At 40.0% G+C, this 22,910-nt stretch carries 21 protein-coding genes and 1 pseudogene; 5 read left to right on the top strand and 17 right to left on the bottom strand.

The annotated features are described in order from the left end of the window. Positions 1-13 precede the first annotated feature (13 nt). From ACIQ0C_RS05430 to ACIQ0C_RS05410, 5 genes are all read right to left on the bottom strand, one after another. Positions 14-811: an endonuclease I family protein gene (locus ACIQ0C_RS05430; protein ID WP_403057775.1), complete on the bottom strand. Its 798-nt coding sequence runs from the start codon at positions 809-811 to the stop codon at positions 14-16. Positions 812-905: 94 nt separating this feature from the next. Next, a complete protein-coding gene (locus tag ACIQ0C_RS05425) occupies positions 906-1,520 on the bottom strand; it encodes an NUDIX hydrolase (protein WP_403057772.1) in 615 nt (204 codons plus the stop codon). Positions 1,521-1,804: 284 nt separating this feature from the next. Beyond that, positions 1,805-3,145 carry an aspartate aminotransferase family protein gene (locus ACIQ0C_RS05420; RefSeq protein WP_403057769.1) on the bottom strand — a complete coding sequence of 447 codons (1,341 nt, stop codon included), beginning with the start codon at positions 3,143-3,145 and terminating at the stop codon, positions 1,805-1,807. A gap of 71 nt (positions 3,146-3,216) precedes the next feature. Then, positions 3,217-4,674, bottom strand: a complete 1,458-nt coding sequence (locus tag ACIQ0C_RS05415) for a CoA-acylating methylmalonate-semialdehyde dehydrogenase (RefSeq protein ID WP_402837395.1) — start codon at positions 4,672-4,674, stop codon at positions 3,217-3,219. A 219-nt stretch (positions 4,675-4,893) separates the two neighbouring features. Further along, positions 4,894-5,442, bottom strand: coding sequence for a GNAT family N-acetyltransferase (locus tag ACIQ0C_RS05410; protein ID WP_403057766.1), 549 nt, complete (start codon positions 5,440-5,442; stop codon positions 4,894-4,896). A gap of 119 nt (positions 5,443-5,561) precedes the next feature. On the opposite strand from ACIQ0C_RS05410, the pseudogene ACIQ0C_RS05405 reads away from it, so the two are divergent. Together ACIQ0C_RS05405 and ACIQ0C_RS05400 are read left to right on the top strand one after the other, a co-directional pair. Continuing rightward, positions 5,562-6,518: pseudogene (locus ACIQ0C_RS05405) on the top strand (D-2-hydroxyacid dehydrogenase). A gap of 184 nt (positions 6,519-6,702) precedes the next feature. Continuing rightward, positions 6,703-6,903, top strand: coding sequence for a cold-shock protein (locus ACIQ0C_RS05400; protein WP_029714163.1), 201 nt, complete (start codon positions 6,703-6,705; stop codon positions 6,901-6,903). Positions 6,904-7,124: 221 nt separating this feature from the next. Here ACIQ0C_RS05400 and ACIQ0C_RS05395 read toward each other — a convergent pair whose 3' ends face one another. The 11 genes from ACIQ0C_RS05395 to ACIQ0C_RS05345 all read right to left on the bottom strand — a co-directional run bounded on the left by ACIQ0C_RS05395 (position 7,125) and on the right by ACIQ0C_RS05345 (position 16,947). Beyond that, positions 7,125-7,979, bottom strand: a complete 855-nt coding sequence (locus ACIQ0C_RS05395; RefSeq protein ID WP_402837399.1) for a crotonase/enoyl-CoA hydratase family protein — start codon at positions 7,977-7,979, stop codon at positions 7,125-7,127. Positions 7,980-8,193: 214 nt separating this feature from the next. Then, positions 8,194-9,186, bottom strand: a complete 993-nt coding sequence (locus ACIQ0C_RS05390; protein ID WP_403057763.1) for an ABC transporter ATP-binding protein — start codon at positions 9,184-9,186, stop codon at positions 8,194-8,196. A 13-nt stretch (positions 9,187-9,199) separates the two neighbouring features. Then, positions 9,200-10,213 carry an ABC transporter ATP-binding protein gene (locus ACIQ0C_RS05385; RefSeq protein WP_403058097.1) on the bottom strand — a complete coding sequence of 338 codons (1,014 nt, stop codon included), beginning with the start codon at positions 10,211-10,213 and terminating at the stop codon, positions 9,200-9,202. A 56-nt stretch (positions 10,214-10,269) separates the two neighbouring features. Then, positions 10,270-11,199, bottom strand: a complete 930-nt coding sequence (locus ACIQ0C_RS05380; RefSeq protein ID WP_403057760.1) for an ABC transporter permease — start codon at positions 11,197-11,199, stop codon at positions 10,270-10,272. Next, positions 11,199-12,128 (bottom strand): ABC transporter permease, encoded by a 930-nt coding sequence (locus ACIQ0C_RS05375; RefSeq protein ID WP_402837404.1) that lies wholly within the window; start codon positions 12,126-12,128, stop codon positions 11,199-11,201. The genes ACIQ0C_RS05380 and ACIQ0C_RS05375 overlap by 1 nt, the downstream gene beginning before the upstream one ends. Positions 12,129-12,261: 133 nt before the next feature. Continuing rightward, a complete protein-coding gene (locus ACIQ0C_RS05370) occupies positions 12,262-13,896 on the bottom strand; it encodes a peptide ABC transporter substrate-binding protein (RefSeq protein WP_402837406.1) in 1,635 nt (544 codons plus the stop codon). 702 nt (positions 13,897-14,598) lie between these two features. Continuing rightward, positions 14,599-15,033, bottom strand: a complete 435-nt coding sequence (locus ACIQ0C_RS05365) for a DMT family transporter (RefSeq protein ID WP_402837408.1) — start codon at positions 15,031-15,033, stop codon at positions 14,599-14,601. 154 nt (positions 15,034-15,187) lie between these two features. Next, a complete protein-coding gene (locus ACIQ0C_RS05360) occupies positions 15,188-15,766 on the bottom strand; it encodes a GNAT family N-acetyltransferase (RefSeq protein WP_403057757.1) in 579 nt (192 codons plus the stop codon). A 139-nt stretch (positions 15,767-15,905) separates the two neighbouring features. After that, positions 15,906-16,091 (bottom strand): hypothetical protein, encoded by a 186-nt coding sequence (locus tag ACIQ0C_RS05355; RefSeq protein WP_403057754.1) that lies wholly within the window; start codon positions 16,089-16,091, stop codon positions 15,906-15,908. Positions 16,092-16,223: 132 nt separating this feature from the next. Then, positions 16,224-16,589, bottom strand: a complete 366-nt coding sequence (locus ACIQ0C_RS05350) for an FAD-dependent oxidoreductase (RefSeq protein ID WP_403057751.1) — start codon at positions 16,587-16,589, stop codon at positions 16,224-16,226. A 100-nt stretch (positions 16,590-16,689) separates the two neighbouring features. Continuing rightward, entirely contained in the window at positions 16,690-16,947 is a 258-nt protein-coding gene (locus ACIQ0C_RS05345; RefSeq protein WP_403058094.1) for an FAD-dependent oxidoreductase, read from the bottom strand. A gap of 421 nt (positions 16,948-17,368) precedes the next feature. Here ACIQ0C_RS05345 and ACIQ0C_RS05340 point away from each other — a divergent pair, with 421 nt between their 5' ends. The 3 genes from ACIQ0C_RS05340 (at position 17,369) to ACIQ0C_RS05330 (ending at position 20,252) form a co-directional block, all read left to right on the top strand. After that, on the top strand, positions 17,369-17,995 hold the full coding sequence (locus ACIQ0C_RS05340) for a CAP domain-containing protein (RefSeq protein WP_402837414.1): 627 nt from the start codon (positions 17,369-17,371) through the stop codon (positions 17,993-17,995). A 604-nt stretch (positions 17,996-18,599) separates the two neighbouring features. Further along, positions 18,600-19,481: a helix-turn-helix domain-containing protein gene (locus tag ACIQ0C_RS05335; RefSeq protein ID WP_403057747.1), complete on the top strand. Its 882-nt coding sequence runs from the start codon at positions 18,600-18,602 to the stop codon at positions 19,479-19,481. A gap of 171 nt (positions 19,482-19,652) precedes the next feature. Further along, the gene (locus ACIQ0C_RS05330; protein WP_402837418.1) at positions 19,653-20,252 is read left to right on the top strand and encodes an exonuclease domain-containing protein; all 600 of its coding nucleotides are present in this window, start codon (positions 19,653-19,655) and stop codon (positions 20,250-20,252) included. 227 nt (positions 20,253-20,479) lie between these two features. On the opposite strand, the gene ACIQ0C_RS05325 is transcribed toward ACIQ0C_RS05330, so the two are convergent. Further along, a complete protein-coding gene (locus tag ACIQ0C_RS05325) occupies positions 20,480-22,843 on the bottom strand; it encodes a YhgE/Pip family protein (protein ID WP_403057744.1) in 2,364 nt (787 codons plus the stop codon). Positions 22,844-22,910 lie beyond the last annotated feature (67 nt).

Below are 22,910 nucleotides of genomic sequence, written 5' to 3'. Positions count from 1 at the left end.
TTTATATCCTTCTTTAATTCCATTTCTCCGCCATTTCGGGAAAATCTATATATGGGTTACGATTACCCTGCATTTCATGTATAGCGAGGTTTCTATGTTTTTCATATGTGCTGACGGGAAAAAGCCTATGCCATTCCAAAAGGAGTGCCAGGTCGATTTTGCCGCTATCGATGATTCCCTCATATCTGAGTAAAAAATACAAAGTTGCCCTCGCCACGATTCCTTTTCCGTATTCAGGCTCGAATTTACCTTCTTCTGATTTCCCGCAACCCACTTTTATATCGGCAGCCGATCTTTCAGGGATATACTCCTCAAAATCATGGTATGGATAGTTACTCCGGCTGCTATTACACGTTGGTTCACAGGCGAACAAATGATGCAAATCCCCCCTCATCGGTTCTTTTTTATCGAACCATGATTGAGGCACAACATGTTCACAATTAAGGAGAATGTTCTCCGAATTTGTTGATTCAATACCTCTTGACAATACATCCAGTATACGGATATCTTCCTCAATCACTTGTACTGGATCCATCCCTTTACCGGAATACAGACTTTTCAGCTGGCCATTTTCCTGTAAGTCCACCCATGGGTAAACATGACGATGCGGTGAGTAGTTCAGCTGGTTTTTATGGGTTGCCACAAGTAGGTCCTTCATTCCTTCCCGGTCCAAGGAACCATCTTTGTAGTATGCTAGCTTAAGTTCCTGATCTTTGGTTTCATCATAGTATTCGCGGTTTTCATTGAAGTTGACCAGTGCAGCCATTGCCATTTCCCGTTCTTTTTCAAGTACTTCAAAACTATACTTCATCCACTCATCCCCCCGTTTCTATTAAAAACCTAACTTTTACCATAATAAAAGCTTAATAGAAATAGACCGAAAAAAAAAGGTGCTTTAGAAGGGTCTAACGAAGAATTTCAATAAAATGGGTAAGGATTTTCGCCGTCATTCCCCAGATTACCCTGCCATTATATAAGTAAAAATATTCTTCCATCTGTTTCGGCTGCCATTTATAGTTCTCCCCGCCAACGACTAAATCATGGGGGAAGTTTTCATGCGGTTCCACTTTATATTCGACATGGTAAATTTCTGGCGGTTTTTCCATGAAAAAGGATAGCGGGACCGTAAAAATGGTTTCTACCTCAGCTGGATTAGGTACTATCCGTTGATGGTTACGAACAAATCCTGCATAAGGATAGACGATCATCCCAAATGGAGATACCAAATAATCGATTGGAAAGACATTATCGATATCTTCTTTCCGCAAATTAAGTTCCTCATATGTTTCCCTTAGGGCAGCCGCCTGTTCATCATGATCCAGCTTGTCTATTTTCCCGCCCGGAAAACATATATCCCCCGGCTGCCTCCTCAGTTTGTGTGAGCGCTCTTCGAAAAGAACATGTATTCCATCTTCTTTCTCTATAAGCGGTACCAATACAGCATACTTTGAAAAATTCCCACTCCCTAAAATTTCAGGGATATGTAATGTTAGTTTTTTTGTTATATCTTCATTATTCATGTCCCTCACCTCTTCTGCCGGTTAATAATGATTTTCTACCACTCCTTATCATTCCATTTTCGAACATCTGCTATAACTAAGCAAGGAAAACGATTCCAAAACCTTGCCTTTAATTCATACTAGATTCCTTTAACGCTTATTCTTCCTTGATCATAGAAAAAGCACCGTTCAAAGTTCTGAACGGTGCTAAAACTGAACGCAGCTGTCTCATTTAAAAAGCATATTATGTGTATCAACTGGTACATAATGAATTTGATTGAACATTCAGGTTTTAATCCTTATTTTCATAGTTCTGCTAGCGTTCGCTTTACCGTCGTTATGATGAATGAAAAATCCTCTTCCGTTATACTAAGTGGGGGAGCAAGAGTCAGGACATTATTGAAACCAGCTACTGTATCGCCATTTTTACCTATGATCAGCCCCTTTTCTTTGCATGATGCAATCACTTTATTGATTTTGGAAATTTCGATCGGTTGTTTTGTCAGTTTATCTTCCACTAGTTCAATGCCTACCAACAAACCTTTCCCACGTATATCCCCAACATTGGGATGAGATTTGATTTCTTCAAACTCTTGCAGAAAGCGTAGCCCTAACTCCTTGGACCGTTCTATTAGTTTTTCATTTTCATATATTTCAATATTCTTCAAAGCGACGGCACAGGCAGCCGGATTGCCGCCAAATGTATTTACATGCCGAAAGCGGTCATAAACGTCTGAGCCAATATACGCTTCATAAATTTCACGTTTGACGGCTGTAGCGGATAATGGCAAATAAGCGCTCGTGATTCCTTTAGCCATTGTTACGATGTCTGGTTTTACATCATAGTTCATAAATCCGAATTTCTTACCAGTACGGCCAAACCCGCAAATGACCTCATCCGAAATGAGAAGGACACCATTTTTCTCACAAATTTCTTTGACACGTTTCATATATCCATCGGGCGGCATCAAAATTCCGCCCCCAGTGATGATTGGTTCCATGATGACCGCAGCCACCGTTTCGCTCAGCTCCCAAGTAATGGTACGTTCAATTTCCGCCGCACTTTTTTCACCGCTTTCATCCTCTGGATTTCGGTAAGAATCTGGCGGTGATACATGAAGAAATCCTGGGGCGAGAGGTTCATATTTATACTTTCGCTGCGCCTGCCCGGTTGCCGATAGGGCTCCCATTGAATTTCCATGATAGCCGCGATAACGGGAAATGAATTTATAACGTCCATGTTCACCTTTTTGCTGATGATACTGCCGTGCAATTTTAAATGCCGTCTCATTCGCTTCTGAACCGCTGTTCGAGAAGAAAATCATATAATCCCCACCAAGCCACTCATTTAATTTCTCTGCTAGCTTAATAGCCGGGATGTGGCTATTCGTTAATGGGGCATAAGGAAGTTCCTTCAACTGCTCGTAAGCTGCTTCAGCCAGTTCCGTGCGGCCATAACCAACGTTGACACACCATAATCCTGACATCCCATCAAGGAAACGATTCCCATCAACATCCGTAATCCATGCTCCTTGCCCGTTTTTAATCACCATTGCCCCAGGGGTGGGTTCAGCCCCTTTCATATGATGCCACACATATTTACCATCCATCGCTTTAAGATCCTGACCCTGTTTTTCAACCTGCATAAGCTACACTCCTCCTAAATTGATGTATAAAGGAAGGCCGACCACAATTTGCGCCGACCCCCTTTTTCCTATCAGTATCTTGCCGTTAACATTTTCTTTCTAGTGTAAAATTCCACGCCGTCTTTCCCATTGGCATGAAGGTCTCCATAAAACGAACTCTTATATCCGGAAAATGGAAAGAATGCCATTGGCGCAGGTACCCCAAGGTTAATACCAAGCATCCCTGCATCAATTTCTTCGCGAAATTCCCGAATGGCTTTTGCACTATCCGTATAGAGGCAGGCACCATTGGCAAATTCGGATTGATTGGTCAATTCAATTGCTTCTTCAAGGGTATTAACTCGTACTATGGATAAGACAGGAGCAAAAATTTCATCACTCCATATTTTCATGTTTGTTTTAACATGATCAAATAATGTCGGTCCAACGTAATAGCCTTTTTCCTGATCGCCTTCATTCCTGCCGTCACGAATGAGGACAGCTCCTTCTTTTTCCCCGATTTCAATATATTGTTCTGTTCTCTTTTTATGAGTATCACGGATTACTGGTCCCAGGAAAACGTCCTTATCCATTCCATTTCCAATCTTGATGTTATCCGCTGCAGCCTTTAATTTCTCAACGAGCGTATCTCCCACTTCACCTACAGCAACAACCACTGACGCAGCCATGCAGCGCTCGCCTGCAGATCCGAAAGCTGCATTCGTTATGTTCGTTACCGCATTATCCAAATCTGCATCAGGCATGACGATCGAATGATTTTTCGCTCCCGATAAAGCCTGGACACGTTTTTTATTGGCAGCTGCCGTTTTGTATACATACTCTGCGACAGGCTGGGATCCCACAAATGATACCGCTTTAATGTCTTCATGTTCCATAATCCCATTCACGACATCGTGGGCACCATGGACAATATTGACAACACCATCCGGAACACCAGCTTGTGTCAATAGTTCCACAAGACGGTTGGCTAACAGCGGTGTCCGTTCTGAAGGTTTTAATATAAACGTATTTCCACAAGCTATTGCCAGCGGGAACATCCAACATGGCACCATCATCGGGAAATTGAACGGCGTAATCCCGGCAACGACACCCATTGGATAACGATACATGCCAGATTCAATGCCTGGGGAAATATCAGGAAGCTGGCTGCCCATCATCAAGGTAGGCGCACCTGCTGCGAACTCCACGCATTCAATCCCTCGCTGAACCTCACCGTATGCTTCTGTATAGCTTTTTCCGTTTTCGATAGTGACCAGCTTTGCAAGCTCATCCCAGTGTTCTATCAATAATTGCTGGTAACGGAATAAGAAGCGAGCTCTTTTTGGAACGGCGACCTTTTTCCATTCTTTATACGCCTTTTTAGCAACCTGCACCGCTTGGTTTACATCTTCCTTTGTTGAAAGGGGTACGATTGCCAACGCTTCTCCTGTTGCCGGATTAGGCACTTGTTCATGTTTCGAAGTTGTGGAATCCACCCATTTGCCACCGATATAATTTTTCAACGTTTCTACATCATTGATAACTGTCATTTAATAAACCCTCCATTTCAACACGATTTCATAGTTTCATTATATTTTTCAAATCGACTTTTTACATTAGACGTTTTGTATAGTTTTTGATTCAATATTTGCACATATTGTTTGTTTTTGATTTTCCCATATTCATAATAATCTTGATCAGCAATTCAGGCTTTCACAACCGATGTATGCTTCCTTATTACTTTCCCTTTAAACAGCTGACTTCAGCCATCACTTTATAATGGAATATAGCTTTAGGTCTTGATGCTTTCCCTTAACAAACATTCCTTTTCTTATGATTCCCTCAAAAGACATACCAGCCTTTTGCATGACTCGCTCTGAACCTGAATTTTCAACAAAGCACCGTGCTTGTATTCGAACTAGGTTCATACTTTCGAAGCCAAAGGCGATTATCTTTTGAGCTGCCTCCGTCATATATCCACTCCCCCAATATTCGGGTGCAAGCACATACCCAATTTCTGCACTATGATGATCAACCTGCCATGAAACAAAATCAATAGTACCAATCAACTTACCGCTTTCCTTGTGTTCTATGCCCCATGGAGCGATTTTCTTATCCTCATAATTTTGTAGGATAAATCGGATAAAATCTTTAGTATCACATAGGGAACGATGGGCTTCCCATGTGACGTAACGGGAAACTTCACTGTTGGATGCATAAGCGAACATGTCTTCGGCATCATTCATGGTGACTTTCCTCATGACCAAACGTTTTGATTCTATAGTAGGCAGCTGTCCATATATTTCTTTCACTTTCATGATTACACCCCATTCCATTGATTATTAGTATTATAGCAAGGTTGTTAAGCAATCGCTTTCCCAATTGAAATATTATCGAAACTTACGTATAATTCAGAAAAATGAACAGGAGGATAATTATGTCAAAAAGAAAACTCGTAATTAGCCAAAATTTGAATGAGCTCTTATTACAGAAGATCCAAGAATTGATCCCCGAGTGGACTGTTATCACTGGAAGATCTCCGGAAAAATGGAGAGATCATATTGCCGATGCAGAAGTGATCGCAGGCTGGAAAGCGGAAATGTCTGTATCGATTGATGCAAGCGATGTTAAATGGATCCAGACATGGAGCGCCGGAGTGAATGCCTTACCCCTTGCAAATTTAGAACAAAAGAATGTTCAGATTACAACTGCAAACGGTGTTCATGCGTATCCCATTTCAGAAACTATTTTCGCGTTAATGCTTGCCTTAACAAGAAAAGTAGATACATATATTAAGCAACAACAGACAAAGACCTGGCATCACGCACATATGAAGCAGGAAATTCATGAAAAGACCATCGGAATCATCGGTGTCGGAAAAATCGGAAAGGAAACCGCAAAAATTTCCAAGGCTTTTGGCATGACCGTATTGGGAATGCGCCATTCCGGTAAATCAGAAGAATTTGTCGATGAGATGTTCACATAAAAACAATTGAATGACCTTCTTCCTAGGTGTGATTATATTGTCGTGACATTACCTTTAACCCCAGAAACAAGGAATATGTTTGGCAAAAAGGAATTCAAGTTAATGAAGCACTCCGCTTTTTTCATTAATATAGGAAGGGGAAACCTCGTCATTCAAAACGAATTGATTCAAGCGCTTAAGGACAAAGATATTGCAGGTGCTGGTCTTGATGTGTTTGAAACGGAGCCCCTTCCTGAGAATAGCCCATTATGGGAGTTGAGCAATGTAATCATCACGCCGCACACATCCGGAAATACGGAATTTTACGACCAAAGGCTAATTCAGGATATTTTCATCCCGAATTTAAAGAACTATTTAAAAGGTAAAACACCTTCAACAAATTTACTTGATTACAAAAAAGGGTATTAAGAAATGTTCATGGTCTGTGTACATAAATAATCTTCCCTTGTAAGCTTGCAGATTCCGACATTATCTGTTATATTTAAAAAGAATTATTTTTGTTCGGGAAGATTGATAAGTGAAAAACTTTTCGTCTAATGATTGAGCAAGGGTAGTAACACAATGTGTGGATTCACACTAGGAGGCAACAACAATGGAACAAGGTAAAGTAAAATGGTTTAACGCAGAAAAAGGATTTGGCTTCATCGAACGCGAAAACGGAGACGATGTATTCGTACATTTCTCAGCTATCCAAAGCGAAGGATTCAAATCATTAGACGAAGGTCAAGAAGTTACTTTTGAAGTTGAGCAAGGTCAACGTGGACCCCAAGCTACTAACGTTCAAAAAGCGTAATTTTAAATACAATATATAACGGACCCTACTTGTAGGGTCTGTTTTTTTTGATTGAAAAAGCAATCATAAAAAAACCCTATTCACAGGGAATAGGGAACATGAAACAAGTTTAGTAAATGGTAAACCTAGTATAACACACTAAGAAAAGAAACCCTAATTTATCCGAAAAGTAAAAATTATCGCGCACTTCCGAAGCCCTGGATTTCGACCTCACCATTCATTCATTTCTTATCCGCTTCATATGTTCGATCCGTTCCCCATGGATAAAACGGAGGCATATCAGTGCTGCTTTTCATTTTGAAATCAGCTTTCCTTTTTTCGAGAAAAGCTTTGATCCCTTCTAATGCATCAGCTTGTTTTCCGGTCCAATGAATCATTTTCGATTCTATTTTGTGGGATTCAACAGGATGGTTTGCACCGAGCATTGACCACATTAACTGCCTGGATAACGTCACAGAGACGGAAGATGTATTTTCCGCAATGTCTGTCGCAATTTCCATTGCAGCAGACATCAATTCGTCTGGCTCGACGATCTTGTTTACCAACCTTCCCTCATATGCTTCACTGGCCGTAATCATCCTGCCGGTAAAAATCCATTCGGAAGCTTTTCCCATTCCGACAAGCCTAGGTAGGAACCAGCCGCTGCATGCCTCCATCGTTATCCCCCGCCTTGCAAATACAAAACCCATTTTTGCATCTGTTGAAGCAATTCTGATGTCCATGGGTAAAGTCATAGTTATCCCGATCCCGACTGCCGCTCCATTAATGGCCGCTATCATAGGTTTCTTCATCTCAAAAATCCGTAATGACAACATTCCCCCTGCATCGCGATATTCAACCAAAGGAGTGTGATCCATAAACGTTTCTGCACCTTTTTCCAAATCCATCCCGGCACAAAAAGCATCCCCAGCACCAGTTAATATGACGGCTCGTACGTCATCATTTTCATCCGCTTCATTAAAAGCGCGAATCATCTCCTCACACATCTTTTCATTGAAAGCATTCATTCTCTCAGGACGATTAAGGGTAACAATCATGATCCGATCGACGATTTCACTAGTTATCGTGGAATACAATAACATTCCCTCCTTCTCTCACAAATTGAAACATTCAACGGAATTTAATTTTTACATATAATTACATATTATATGTTTTATTTTCAGATTCCTAGTTATTTATTTTGACATGCTGATTATTAATTTAAATCTGAAGGATAATCACTCTTTTCTAAAAATATTTTACTTAAATGTGTAAAAAAAGACCAGTCGCATTTGCAACTGGTTTTTTTGTTTACCAATATAAATGACAAGCAACGAAATGCCCTGGTTTTTGTTCTTTCCATTCAGGTACAGCACTGGAGCATATCTCCATCGCTTTAGGGCAGCGAGTCCGGAATACACAACCGCTCGGCGGATTGATCGGACTTGGTACATCGCCTTTAAGTACGATTCTTTCCCGTTTAATAGTCGGGTCTGGTATCGGCACTGCGGATAGCAAGGCCTGTGTGTATGGGTGTAGCGGATCTTTCGTTAAAGAATCACTATCCGAAAGTTCCATCATTTTCCCAAGGTACATGACTAAAATGCGGTCTGAAATATACTTGACCATCGATAAATCATGCGCGATGAACAAATAAGTCAATCCCATTTCTTTTTGCAGCTCTTTTAATAAGTTGACCACTTGGGCCTGTATCGAAACATCCAAGGCAGAGATTGGTTCATCACAAACGATGAATTTAGGATTTAATGCCAACGCCCTTGCAATTCCAATACGCTGGCGTTGTCCACCACTGAATTCATGCGGAAAACGAGTGATATGTTCCGGACTTAAACCAACGAGCTTTAACAGGTCTTCCACCCGTTTTCTTCGCTCTTTACCTTTTGATATCCCATGAATGGCAAGTGGTTCCCCAATCAATTCCTCCACCTTCATCCTTGGGTTCAAGGATGCGTAGGGATCTTGGAAAATCATTTGTATTTCACGGCGGATATGTGACATTTCCCCGGGTTTGTAATCGAAAATATTTTTCCCCTGAAAGAGGACTTCTCCATCTGTCGGTTCATAAAGCCGAGTGATCGTACGACCTGCAGTCGACTTACCGCAACCGCTTTCCCCTACAAGACCGACAGTTTCCCCTGGGTAGATTTTGAGATCCAAACCATCTACCGCTTTCAGCGATTGAGAACCAATAGGAAAATGCTTCTTCAGATTCTTTATTTCAACAAGAGGAGAATTTTCGTTGTCTGTCTTTACTTTTACGGCCTTATTTTTCAGTGAAACCATTGGTTCTCCTCCTTTATACATTAGTAGGTTCTTGTACCTGTGCTGCCTTTGCCATTGGGTGGTGCAGCCAGCATGCGGCTGTCTGACCTTCTTCCACTACTTCCAGCTCTGGATCATGGTCTTTACACACTTTCATTGCTGACTCACATCTTGGATAAAATGGGCATCCTTTTGGCGGATCCAATAAATCCGGTGGTGATCCGATAATCGGAACCAATGGAGCCGTTTTTTCCATATCCAGCCTTGGCACCGTTTTAAGCAGACCTCTTGTATATGGATGCTGCGGGTTTGAAAATATAGCTTCTACCGTACCCGTTTCCACGACCTTGCCTGCATACATGACGACTACCCGTTCACAAGTTTCCGCAACCACACCTAAATCATGAGTGATCAAAATGATGGAAGTATCCATTCTTCGTTGGATATCTTTCATCAGTTCCAAAATTTGCGCTTGTATCGTTACATCCAATGCTGTTGTAGGTTCATCGGCAATCAGCAATTTCGGTTCACAAGCAAGGGCCATAGCTATCATCGCCCTTTGGCGCATCCCACCTGAAAACTCATGCGGATATTGCTGCATCCTTTTTTCAGGCTGAGGAATACCTACCAGTTTGAGCGTTTCCAACGCCCGTTCGTATGCATCATTTCGGGACATGTTTTTATTATGCTTTAAAATACCTTCCATGATCTGGCTGCCGATTTTCGTTGTCGGATTGAGCGAAGTCATCGGATCCTGGAAAATCATGCTGATTTCATTTCCGCGAATCTTCTGCATTTCCGTTTCACTCATTTTAAGAAGGTTTTTACCGCCAAAATTTATCGACCCTTTTCCATACTCTGCTGGAGGTGTTTCCAATAATCTCATGATAGATTTCGCTGTAACACTTTTGCCGCATCCGGACTCCCCAACAATGGCAACGGCTTCCCCTTTTTTCACTTCAAAGTTCACACCGCGAACCGCTTGCACTTTCCCTGCATAAGTATGGAAGGTGATTTGTAAATCGTTGACTTCTAAAAGATTCTCCATCATCGTCCCTCCTATTCTAGTAATTTCAAATCTTTATGTTAGATGTTAGGACTCATTTATTTCCTTAGTTTTGGATCTAGGGCATCCTGCAATCCGTCACCCGCCACATTGAACGCGAACATCGTTAAGGAAATCAATATTGCAGGGATTAAAAGTTGGTAGAAGTTCCCTACCAGAATGCTTCCCAGGGCATCACTTGTCAATGTTCCCCAACTTGCCTGAGGCGCCGGCACTCCCAACCCCAAAAAGCTAAGTGTAGCTTCGGCAAAAATAGCAGTGGGTACAGTCAATGTTAAATTGACAAGGATCGGCCCCATTGTATTTGGAATCATGTGTTTTCTTAAAGTCCAGCTCGTATTGGCTCCAGAGATTGTTGCAGCATGGATATATTCATTCTCTTTCAGCTGTAAAACCTGTCCCCGTACCAGTCGCGCCATTGGAATCCACCCCGTAATCGACATCGCAATGATGATCGGCAGAATACCAGGCTTTAATACGACCATCATCAAGATAACCATCAATAAGTATGGGATCGCATAGATTACCTCAGCAAACCGCATCATGATATTATCCGTGTGTCCACCGCGAATGGCTGAAATCCCGCCATAAAGGACCCCTATTAAAAAGTCGATCAGCGCTGCCATCAATCCAATGAACAAGGATATTCTCGCACCATACCAAGCTCGCGTAAATAGATCCCTTCCTGATGAATCCGTTCCAAACCAATGCTCGCTATTTGGGCTAAGATTCTTTTTCTCGAAATCTTGTCCATAATAAGTATATCCGTTAATATACGGACCAAAAATCGCCATCAAGACCAAGAGGATTATAAGAATGAATCCCGTCATCGCCAGCTTATTTTCTTTAAAACGACGCCAGACGTCAGACCAATATGAAACAGTAGGTCTGGCTATTTTTTCGGCTTCCTTAAAGTTGCCTTCAGCGGGTTGGAACATATCTTTGGTTAAATGCACTTTATCTGCCATTATTTCTTCTCCCCCGTCACTTTTATTCTAGGATCAATCAACGTATAGGCTATATCAACTATGAATATCAATAGGATAAGCACCGCACTATACACAATTGTGGAACCAAGAATGACCGGGTAGTCTCTGTTGGATATTCCCTTTACGAACATATCTCCCATGCCCGGAATACCAAAAATACGTTCAATGATGAAGCTTCCTGTCACGATATTAGCCGTAAGGATGCCCAGAATCGTGATAATCGGCAATAACGCATTCCGAATCGCATGTTTGATTATGACACCGCTCCGTTTCAATCCTTTGGCCTTCGCTGTTAAAATGTAATCCTGCCCCATTACTTCCAGCATGCTTGTCCGCATCAATCTCGCGATGAAAGCAAGCGGCATCATCGAAAGGGCAATGGATGGTAAAATGGTATGCTGCCATGTCGCCCATGTAGCAACAGGGAATATATTCCATTGAATCGCAAAATAATTGATTAAAATAGTCGCCAGGATAAAGTTAGGAACGGAAATTCCAACGATGGCAATGACCATTGATAAATAGTCGGGCCATTTATTTCTTTTCAGTGAAGCCACGACACCCAATATCAGCCCAAAGAAGATGGCAATCACCAGTGCTTGTGCCCCTAAGTGCAAGGACACTGGAAATCCCTTCAAAATGTAATCATTCACGGAAATGGATGAGGATTTCAATGAAGGACCAAAATCAAATTGAACGACTTCCAATAAATAATTCCCATATTGGGTCAACAACGGCTTGTCCAACCCATAGTGGACTTGAAGGTTTTCATATACAGCAGGAGGCATGGCTCCTTCTTTCGCAAATGGATTTCCCGGAATCGTATGCATTATGATGAACGTTAATGTAATAACAGCCCATAAAGTAATAATCGCCCATTTAAAACGGTTTAATGTATATCTCAACATGGTAATCACCCCAATCATCGATTTTCTAAGAAGTTGAAAACGGAAATGAATTCATGAAATATTCAAATTCGCAATTGAAAAATGGGGTATGTCCTTAATCGGACATACCTCCCATTTCACTTTTATCCTTCCCTTACTTTTTATCCGCGTAAATAAAGTTCGGATATGCGTTAATTGGAGCAAAAACTCCAGTAACATTCGATTTAACCATATATGGTTTTGTATAGAAGTAAATCGGAAGGATCGGCATTTCTTCGATCAGAACTTCTTCTGCTTTATGTAAAGCAGCCATGCGTTCTTTTGGATCCATTGTGGATTTTGCCTGTTTTAATAAACCATCATATTCTTTGTTAGACCAATTTGCATCATTATAGGCACCGTCCGTTTCCCAAAGCATGAAAGTCATTGGGTCAACATAGTCACCAACCCATCCTGCACGGGAAATTTCAAAGTCGCCAGCTTTTTCACGATCAAGCTTAACCTGGAATTCTGCATTTTCAAGTGTCACTTCAACACCCAGGTTATCGCGCCACATTCCTTGAACAGCTTCAGCAATTTTCTTATGAGTATCTAAAGTGTTATACAAAATTGAAAACTCAGGTAATTCTTTCATGCCTTCTTCAGCAAGACCTTCTTTTAACAATTTCTTGGCTTCGGCAAAGTTTTCTTCAAATAGGTTACCTGTATTTTCCTGGAAATCTCCAGTTGCATCAGGAATGCCCGGCGGGATTACTCCATAGGCAGGTTTTTGACCGCCTTGAGCAACATTTTCGGTAATTTTTTTACGTTCGATAGCCATCGAAAGCGCTTTCCTAACTTTTGCATTGTTGAAAGGTTTTACTTCCGTATTAAAGTTGTAATAGTAAACGGCAAGTTCTGCGCCATTTTTGAATTCTTTGTCTCCTGAATTAACCAATTGACCTTGGACGTCCACTGGCAGCGGATAAGCGATATCCAATTCGCCACTCTGATACATTTGCCATGCTGTATTTTCATCTTCAATTAGAGCAAAGTTAACCGCGTCCAATTTGATTTTATCTTTATCGTAGTAATTTTCATTCTTTTCGATTTTCAGGCTTTCTTTATGTTTCCACTCCGTTAATTTGAACGGACCGTTCGATACGTGTGTTTTTGCATCCAAAGCCCATTTTGGATTTTCTTCCTGTACCTTTTTATTGATTGGATAGAAAGTATAGAAAGAAGTCAAGTCAAGGAAATATGGTGTAGGCTGTTCCAAAGTAACCACCAGCGTATGTTCGTCTGTCGCTTTTACGCCCACGTCCTCTTCCTTCCCTTTCTTACTGTTGTAAGCTTCCCCGCCTTTAAGGTAATAAAGTTGGTAAGCATAATCAGCAGCTGTTTCCGGTTTCAAAGCATATTTCCAAGCATATTCGAAGTCATTGGCTGTAAGCGGATCTCCATTTGACCATTTCAAACCATCTTTCAATTTGAATGTCCAAGTCAATCCATCTTCACTGATTTCCCATGATTCTGCAGAACCAGGTACGATTTTGCCTTCTTCCGTTTTCTTTGTCAGTCCCTCGAACGTGTGTTCAAGGATCCATGATTCATGAGTTCCTTGAGCATTGGCAGGGTGAAGCGAACCAGGTTCACTTGAATTGTTTACGTTTAATACTTTTGATCCGGATGAGTCACCCGAGCCGCCTTCTTTTTCATTCGAAGTTTCCTTCGAACCGCCGTTGCATGCCGCAAGCATTAGCATGATGGCCATAAGAATAGCAAGCACTGAAAATTTAGACTTTTTCAAAAAATATTCCCCCTCATCTTTGATCTTTCTTAGAATATTCCCATTTAAGAGATTATCCTTCTAACACCTATTAATCTTCCGTATAGTACATATAATGTGCGAGGAAAGTTAGAAGCATTCATTGCAGGAATTCACCCAAAACAATTAGCGAACCGTTTGCATAAATCTGAATTTCTACCTAAAAAAAGCAATTAATGCAGTTTACTAGTTAAAAGTCACCTTCATTTCAACCTCGCTAAGGATACTATACCTCGAATTAAAGATGTTGAATTTTAAGTATATTACGAATAAATCAAAAAATCAATAAACCGATGAGTACTTTTTCACAATATAGTAATTAATTGCTAATCAATTCGATCTAGATGCTAGGTAAAAAGAAATGATCACTCATTTTATGTAAAAAGGACTTCCGACTTCCAGTGATTTTTCCAAACACTTCTATATCAGTATTCATATAGGTTCTCTCGTCTATTTATTTCTAAATATTCTAATAATTCATGTCAGGTTGGTTACTAAGACAACTATCCTAGAAACCATCCCTGTTTCAATTATATATTTTAGTAGGATAATGCATTACCTCAATAAAATATAGAGTTCTATTTAATCAACTGCCGAATAATGGATATTAACTATATAGGAATAGAGATATTCCAGTTTCTCATCTTTATGAACGCGTCAAATCCAATGAAAAATGACCCTTCCTCATTTATGATTAAATAAATATAATGACACGAAAAGCAAACAAATTCCGGCCACCTTTTTGGCATCTAATGGGATGCGTATCCCTCCAAATAAACCGAAATGGTCAATGACTGCCCCAATTAATATCTGGCCTGCTATAACCCCGACCAAAGCCGGTGCCACACCAATCTGAGGGACGACCAATACTATCACAATGACATAAATAGCCCCTAACAGTCCACCGATCAATTGCCATTTAGGTACAGACGCGACAGCGGAAATATTTCCATTCCCCGCAAACAAAACAATAAATAATAAAGCAAGTGTCCCGATTCCAAACGAAATGAAAGAAGCTTCAATAACCCCCACTTTTTTCCCTAACCCACCATTGATTTGTCCTTGTATGGCTATGGTGATTCCGCCCAGGACCGCAAGCAACGGAAATAATATCTTCACTATGATTTTCTCCTTTTTATGTCCAACCGGACCGATTAATGAATTCGCATATCATTTTAACATGAAAATTATGTATATTGTCCTTTACTGATATAAAATCATCTGCAAATAAAAAAACTGGCACTATCCGCCAGCTGCAATGTTATATACCAAACTACAATCTATATGATCCCTGAACACTTTGATGTCGTAACTGGCAATACTCTGTACTCAACAAGGAAAATACCAGCGCATCATGCGACTGTTCGCGAAGAAATAGATAACTTCGGAGACTGCCTTCCTCTTTGAATCCAAATTTCTTCAAAAGGTTTCTGGATGGAATATTATCCTTGAAAGTTAAAGCTGCGATTCTGTTCAGTCTCAATTCTTCAAAACAATAGCGCAATACTTCGTTGACAGCTTCCAACGTAAAATGATTCCTCCAATATTCAGGATGGATTTCATATCCTATTTCGGTGCGTTTGTTCGCAAGGCTCAATTGATGCAGGCCAACAGTACCGATGAATTTTCCTGAATCCTTTAAAATGACTCCCCACCGCATCCCACGTTTGTTTATATAAGCACTTTTAAACGAGTCGATTAAGCGGCGGGCATCTTCAACTAAAGTTAAACTTTCTATCCCATCATATTTGGTCACTTCATCTTTAGAGAGAATTTCAAACAGACTCTCAGCATGATGGTGACCTATTTCGACTAAACGCAGCCTTTCAGTCTCCAATTCCTTAAACCACATCGAAGAATCCCCCCGGTATATTCAGCTGTCTACTTTATTCTATTTATGAAGAAGAGATACCTGTCTTAATGTATAATACTTTTTGAAAAATTCCTTTCCTTAACATAAAATGCCGAGTCCTCATTTCCTCCTTTTGTAATCAAATCCTGATGATTTGGGAAAGGATGACACTGTAAACCGTCCCATTCCCGCCATAACCTAATAAGAAATAGCAATTAGGATGGTTCGGATACATTCCTATTGTCAGTAAACCATCATGGGTCTCACCAAAAAAAGCTCCCCAATAATAATCAGCACAGACCCGATTTTCTAATTCTGGAAACAAATTGACAAGCTGCTTCTATAATTCAAAATCATTGAATCCCTTTTATCTAGATTACCAGTTGATTCATCAAGACCACCTATGTTAATTTGATTGTCAGGAGTTTTTCTTGCATATAAATAAGGCCGTGCCGTTTCAGAGAATCATCATATTATCATGCCATTTAGCTTCATCGCCCATTTGATTCGTTGCGATGGCATATGAACTGAGAATCACTGCATTTTTATCCTTCACTTCTTCTTGGGCTTCATACCCAGTTGCGAAGATGACCGCCTGTGCATGTACCGTATGACCCGTTTCGGTAAATAGCTGGGTTTGATTCTCTTTTAATATCATTCCATTGATTTTCGTATTTGTATAGACACGTACGCCTTTCAAAACAGCCTTTTCAATCAATAAGTGTGCATGTTTATAAGGATTGATTTCAGCATCATTACCTGTAACCAGCGCTCCTGCTTTCAGAAACGAAAATTTCCGGTTAATATTCAGTATAATATTCAATAGGGAAATTGCGGGATTTTAGATTACTATATTCTTCTTTAAGCTTAGAAACATCCTTCGTATCGGATGTATAGTATAAGTTTTTTCTAATTTTTTAAAATCAAACTTGGAACAACCTCGTTCTCAAGTGTCCGAATGGCGTCAAACAAAGCTGAACATGCCGAGTCCCAGCTTCTTCTCCAAAACTATGAATGAGGGAAGTTAATGTTTTATCATTTGAATACTGTAAAAGTCCAGTATTCGCAACCGTACTCCCTTCACTTATATCCTGTTTATCGATCAGTACGACATTCAGGCCAGTCTCTGCCAAAAAATAGGCACAGTGTGCCCCCGATGAACCACTCCCTACTACAAACATCACATGAAAGATCCTCTTCCAACATTGGATATTTTTTAGCTTCAAATGTATCTTTCCAAAACACTTCCCCAGCCTTTAAATCCATACAGCTCCACCCTTGAGATAATTTATTATTCCCATCATTTTTAGTTACATATAACTATATCGTTTTGATGTACTTATTATTTACCCTGACAAACATGGCCCGCAAACGTAAAATGATTCTTTTTTTACAGTGAATCCTCCTTCCAATTTATCAAAAAGCCCTATGATTTTGAGTTACCATATAAACTGCCAAGTTATATGGACCCGTATAGTATATGTTCTCCTACGATACCTTTTTCCTATTCAGATAAAAAATGAGAATGAGCTAATTTTACACAAAACTATTTTTATAGGATACTATACTTCCAATCCAGATATTCTACTAGGAGGAATCAAAATGAAGAAAATCATCCTTTTATCAGCACTGACGCTATCCCTTTTATCTCCAAAAGTTGCCTTGGGAGCCAATACTTACGAGGTGGCAAAAGGAGATACCTTAACGAAAATCGCTTCTGAATATGATGTCAGCATTGACGAACTACTTAAATTGAACTCCGCTATAAACGATGCAAATCAAATTCGAATTGGACAAACCATAAATCTTCCCGCATCCAATACCACAGTTAATCGCGAAGAAAGTCAATCTGTTGAACAACAGGTCCTTAGTTTAGTGAACGAAGAACGGGCAAAATCGGGCCTTCCTTCACTTAAAATGGATGCAGCCGTATCCAACGTAGCAATTCTAAAATCTGAGGATATGCGGGATAATAATTATTTCAATCATACAAGCCCCAGTTATGGATCGCCTTTCGAAATGATGAAATCCTTTGGGGTCAGTTACAATTACGCAGGGGAAAATATCGCAGCAGGTCAACCTAGTGCGGATGCTGTCATGAAATCATGGATGAACAGCCCCGGACATAAGGCCAATATCCTTAACAAGAACTATACGCATATTGGAATTGGGCATGTAACAGGAGGGAAATACGCCCACTATTGGACCCAGCATTTCATTGGAAATTAAAAACGTTAGAGACGGCAAATTACCGCCTCTGAGTTTGTCGACAAAAGGAGGTTCGGAATGCACTCACCCCGGACCATGATAATATAAGGAAACTTGGTTATTCTTCATGAATTTTTACCTATTTGGAATGAACCTCATTAGATTGAAGAAATTTGCGACACTCCTGCCGAATAACTGGCTAGCCGAGACACCATAGACGCTTGCGTCAAGGAGGCCAGGCAGACAGTCGGCGGAAAGGGAGTGGATTTCTGAAACCACTGCAACTTTTTAAAAATAAAAAACTTTAGACTAGCTTCGATTTTCATCCAATTTGTCTAAAGTCTGAGAGGCGGCAGATTGCCGCCTCTTTTTATTCATTCTTATATTCCAAGTCTAATGATTGCTATTATCCGTGATTATATACCTTCCTCACTTTATATCGAAAAGACGTCATTTTAGTTTGATCGCTTCAATAAGAAAACGTTCTTGATTATTACTTAGTTGGATGGAACCCAAGGAATACACGTAAAGTAGTTATATCATACTATCTTTCAATAATCTTACTGATAAAAATTAAATTATGTTAAAATAGAATTCTAGACATAGGTACAAAGGGGCAATTGTAATGAAAATAGAGGTTGGCTCTGTTATCAACGAATTACGAATAAAACAAAATCTTACAAGAGAAGAACTGGCTAAGGATATATGTGAACCTAATGCCCTGTCAGATTATGAAAGAAGCATCACTTCTCCAACCATTGATGAATTGGCACTTTTTGCGGATAAACTTAAAGTTGACCTGCCGTATTTCTTCACTACCAAAAATGAACCGATTTATAATTACATAGAAACCATTAAACTTTTGATTAACAAATACAAACGGACACGCAATTATGAAGCAATTTATGAAATCGTCCAAAAAGAAATGGCAACTGCACCGGAAAAATCGATATCATTTTATCAATTCTTAAAATGGCATGAAGGTATCTCTTTTTTTTATTTGTACAATGACAAACAAAAGGCTATAGAATTATTGAATGAGGCCATTCAGATTACCATGGGTAAACGGGTCATACTTCATCAACAGGAAATAGAAGTTTTAAATAGTATCGGGATCATCCATTTTAAAACGAAGAATTATGAAGAGGCCATCACCATCTTCAATGAAGCACTGGAATTTATCGAGAATATTCCCCATGTGAATCAAGAAGGTACCATTATCGTGAAGATCATTCATGGATTAGCACAAACATTGACTGAACTTCATTTTTATCAGGAATCATTAAATTATACTCTTAAAGGAATCAACATCTGTAATTCGATAGAATCATTATATTTATATGCGGAACTCCATCTCTTAACTGGTAGGAATCTGGTACAACTGCAACAACCTGAAGAAGGACTGTACTATATAAAGCAATCGAAGAACATTTTCAGTCTTCAAAAAAACGAAGAATTCGTACAAATTGCCGAACAAGAATTGGAAAGCATTATGCACTGCATATGAACATGAAAGGTAGAAATTCCTTTAAAAAAGGAATCTCTATCTTTTTTTTAGTGTCGTTAGTTCACCCTTACCTTCAATCAATTTCAAATCATTAAAACGATCATTATACTTTCAATAGCCATTCTATGTCAGCTATAATAGAAGAATGTAACCCAACTGGAGGAAAAAAAATTGTCTAATAGATTAGGTTTAGTGCTTGACGTAGAAACAACGGGTTTACGTCCCTCTTCAGATGAAATTATCGAGCTTGCCCTTATACTATTTACATACAGCAGTGAAACAGGGGAAATCATTAATTTTATCGATCAAGAATCATTTTTAAGGGAGCCTCTCTCCTATGGAGCAAGAAGGAATTATGATCAAGCATACAGAATTCATGGAATTCCATACAGCGCCGTAGAAGGAAAAAGTTTTCACGATGAAAAAATTAAATCCTTCATTGCCCGTACCGATTCGATTTTCGCACATAATGCATCTTTCGATAGAAGTTTTCTCTACCAAATGTATCCGGAAATCAATGATCAAAAGTGGTTCTGTACGATGCGGAATGTACCTTGGAAGCAATATGGATTTGAGAATAGTAAACTCTTAACATTACTGCAGGCACATAATATCACCAATTTTCAAACACACAGGGCTATGGACGATATATCTTACCTAATGGAACTTATGAGAAAACCAGGACCTTCTGGCCTTCCTTATTTAAAGGAAGTCATTGCAAAAAATCCAATGAAGAAATATGCCCCTGCTTCTCAAAAGACAAGAGTATAGCCGTTTAAATAATTACTTATTGTTCATGGTGCATCAATGTTTTGTCACAAACAAACCGTTGCCCATTCCATGGAACAGGAATGCATATCTTTATGATGGTTATAATTTTTGAGGCACTTTTATTTTCCTGCATTTCACTTATTACCTGATATTTATCAAAAAAACAGCGACTCTTCTGGGTCGCTGTTTTTTTGATCATTATACAGTTGCTTCTTCCTGTTTTTCATTTATTGCGCGTTCATTTTCTTATACCGAATAATAAAGTAAAGAAGTGATAATATTAATGCTGCAACGAGGAATATGGCCAATATGGCAAGATTATGCCACATGAAGCTATAATCTCCTGTCGAGATGACAGCACGAAAAGCATTAATGGAATAAGTCATCGGTAGGAACGGTGTGAATCCTTGCAAGAAGCCAGGAACTAATTCATTTGGGAATGTTCCGCCACTGCTGGTCAGTTGAAGAATCAAAATCAATAATGCTATGAACCGGCCTGGATTGTCAAAGGCTGAACCCAGGAACTGAATGATTGCCATGAATGTGCAGCTAGCAAGAATGCTTACTGCAAAAAACAGCGGCAGGCTCGTAACATTGATTCCAAGACCTAAAATTAAAATCGAGTCCACCAATATAGCTTGACAGATTCCTATGAGTGCCATGACGCTGTATTTACTAATAAACCAGCTAAATCCACTCGCAGGTTTAACAGCAGGATCTCTTAACGGGAAAATGATCGTCAGAACGATAGCCCCGATAAATAAACTTAATGAAATTAAATATGGTGCAAAACTAGTGCCATAGTTCGGTACATTATTAATTGGTAATTTATCCACTTTAACTGGGCTTGCAAACATGTCATATACTTCTTCATTGGATTTTATCTTGCCTGCTTCGTTTGCCCCATCATTCAATTCGTCATGTAGTTCTGCAGATCCATCTGAAAGTTTTGCGATTCCATCTTGTAACTTGATGGCTCCATTCGCCAGTTCTCCCATACCGCTAGTAAGGCTGGATGAACCTTCCTTCAACTTATCCGTTCCTGTAACCAGACCTTTCGAACCTTCGGAAATCTGTGAGGTACCACTTGATAATTGCTTGGAGCCATCTTCAAGCTGATCAAGCCCGCTTACCAAGTTATTGCTGCCTTCTGTTAATTGTCCAAGGCCACTCTGCGCTGAATCTATACTATCGCCAAATGTTGTCAAACCAGACACCAATTGACCTTGACCATTTTTCAGTTCATTCGCCCCGTTGGCGAGTTTATCCTGTGCTTGCTTCAATTGCGTGAAACCGCCGCTTAACGCACTTGTGCCTTCACCTAACTGATTTGCCCCATCACTAAGGCTATTTGAGCCTTTAGCAATTTCGGTTGCACTTGCCGATAGTTTCCCTACTCCTTCAGATACCCCTTTACTACCTTCACTGATGCGGGTTAGAGAAGAAATCACTCCCTCCAAACGCTCTTTCTCTGCAGGATCATCCGTAGCTTCAGATTGTTGTTTCAATCCTGAAATAACCTCATCCAAACCTACCGAAACTTCAGCTGCCCCCGCTTTTGCTTCGTTCGATGCTGCGCTCCATTCAGACAATGAACCTGAAAGCTGAGCGGCACCAGAAGCTACACCATTTGCCCCTTCAGTCAAAGCGGGCAGCTTTTCTTCTATTTGATTGAAGCCCTCTAATGACTGCTGCAATCCAGAGGCCAATTCATCAGTTCCCGCTTCGGATTTCTTAGCTCCTTGCAAAAGCTCGGATTGGCCATCTTTCATTTGCCCAATACCATAGCTGAACTGTTGTAACCCTTGATTAAGTTCCTTTGATCCTGCAGCTGCAGAACCGACCCCATTTGAAAAGGTCATTGATTTTTCAGCTAATTTTTCCAGGTTTTCATGGATTTCGACAGAACCTGAATGAAGGGAATCAATTCCTTCATCCACTTTTTTGGAACCTTCTTTAGCTGAGATAATCCCTTCACCAAGTTCACTGGAGCCGTTTTTCACTGTATCCGTTCCGTCTTTCAATTCTCCAGCTCCATCACTGGCACTTTTGAGTCCGTCAGCCACTTCGTTCAAATTGTCGAACATTGACTCAGCATAGGTTTTCGTAACGGCTGACGAAACCTCCCCTTTGATTCTCTCCGAAGCTGCGTCACCTATTTTAGTCGATATATAGTTGAACCCTTCATTGGATGTATAAATTAAATCAAGTTTTTTCGGATTGTCCTCCTGTAGGGTCGTTGCATTCTTCGAAAAGTTTTTCGGAATTTCTATTTTCATGTAATAATCTTGATTTTCCAGTCCTTCATTAGCTTCTTCTTGACTGACGAAATGCCAATCGAAATCCTTCTTTTCCTTTAACTCCTTGACTAAATCTTTTCCTATTGTGAGTTCCTTTTCATTGAACTCCGCCCCCTCATCCAAATTGACAATGGCTACAGGCAATTGGTCCACCTTACCATATGGATCCCAAAATGCCCACAGGAACGTGCCGCTATATAATAAAGGTATCAGTATGATCCCTATTATGGAAATGAGTATCATAGGATGTTTTATTATCGCTAAAAATTCACCCTTTAAAGATTTTAACACGCCTACCAAGCCCTCCTATACGACGAATATGCCGCTTATTTAATCTATCTCGGTGAGAACGGATTGA

The organism is Peribacillus sp. NPDC096448 (genome assembly GCF_044762675.1).
GTDB lineage: Bacteria > Bacillota > Bacilli > Bacillales > DSM-1321 > Peribacillus > Peribacillus frigoritolerans_B.
The sequence above is the reverse complement of the archived record's forward strand: the minus strand, read 5'-3'. Positions and strand labels throughout refer to the sequence as shown.

Excerpts from the sequence above, each read along its gene's own strand:
- ACIQ0C_RS05430 (WP_403057775.1), bottom strand. The coding sequence starts at position 811 with ATGAAGTATAGTTTTGAAGTACTTGAAAAAGAACGGGAAATGGCAATG.
- ACIQ0C_RS05425 (WP_403057772.1), bottom strand. The coding sequence starts at position 1,520 with ATGAATAATGAAGATATAACAAAAAAACTAACATTACATATCCCTGAA.
- ACIQ0C_RS05420 (WP_403057769.1), bottom strand. The coding sequence starts at position 3,145 with ATGCAGGTTGAAAAACAGGGTCAGGATCTTAAAGCGATGGATGGTAAA.
- ACIQ0C_RS05415 (WP_402837395.1), bottom strand. The coding sequence starts at position 4,674 with ATGACAGTTATCAATGATGTAGAAACGTTGAAAAATTATATCGGTGGC.
- ACIQ0C_RS05410 (WP_403057766.1), bottom strand. The coding sequence starts at position 5,442 with ATGAAAGTGAAAGAAATATATGGACAGCTGCCTACTATAGAATCAAAA.
- ACIQ0C_RS05400 (WP_029714163.1), top strand. The coding sequence starts at position 6,703 with ATGGAACAAGGTAAAGTAAAATGGTTTAACGCAGAAAAAGGATTTGGC.
- ACIQ0C_RS05390 (WP_403057763.1), bottom strand. The coding sequence starts at position 9,186 with ATGGTTTCACTGAAAAATAAGGCCGTAAAAGTAAAGACAGACAACGAA.
- ACIQ0C_RS05385 (WP_403058097.1), bottom strand. The coding sequence starts at position 10,213 with ATGGAGAATCTTTTAGAAGTCAACGATTTACAAATCACCTTCCATACT.
- ACIQ0C_RS05380 (WP_403057760.1), bottom strand. The coding sequence starts at position 11,199 with ATGGCAGATAAAGTGCATTTAACCAAAGATATGTTCCAACCCGCTGAA.
- ACIQ0C_RS05375 (WP_402837404.1), bottom strand. The coding sequence starts at position 12,128 with ATGTTGAGATATACATTAAACCGTTTTAAATGGGCGATTATTACTTTA.
- ACIQ0C_RS05360 (WP_403057757.1), bottom strand. The coding sequence starts at position 15,766 with ATGTGGTTTAAGGAATTGGAGACTGAAAGGCTGCGTTTAGTCGAAATA.
- ACIQ0C_RS05345 (WP_403058094.1), bottom strand. The coding sequence starts at position 16,947 with ATGTTTGTAGTAGGGAGTGGTTCATCGGGGGCACACTGTGCCTATTTT.
- ACIQ0C_RS05340 (WP_402837414.1), top strand. The coding sequence starts at position 17,369 with ATGAAGAAAATCATCCTTTTATCAGCACTGACGCTATCCCTTTTATCT.
- ACIQ0C_RS05335 (WP_403057747.1), top strand. The coding sequence starts at position 18,600 with ATGAAAATAGAGGTTGGCTCTGTTATCAACGAATTACGAATAAAACAA.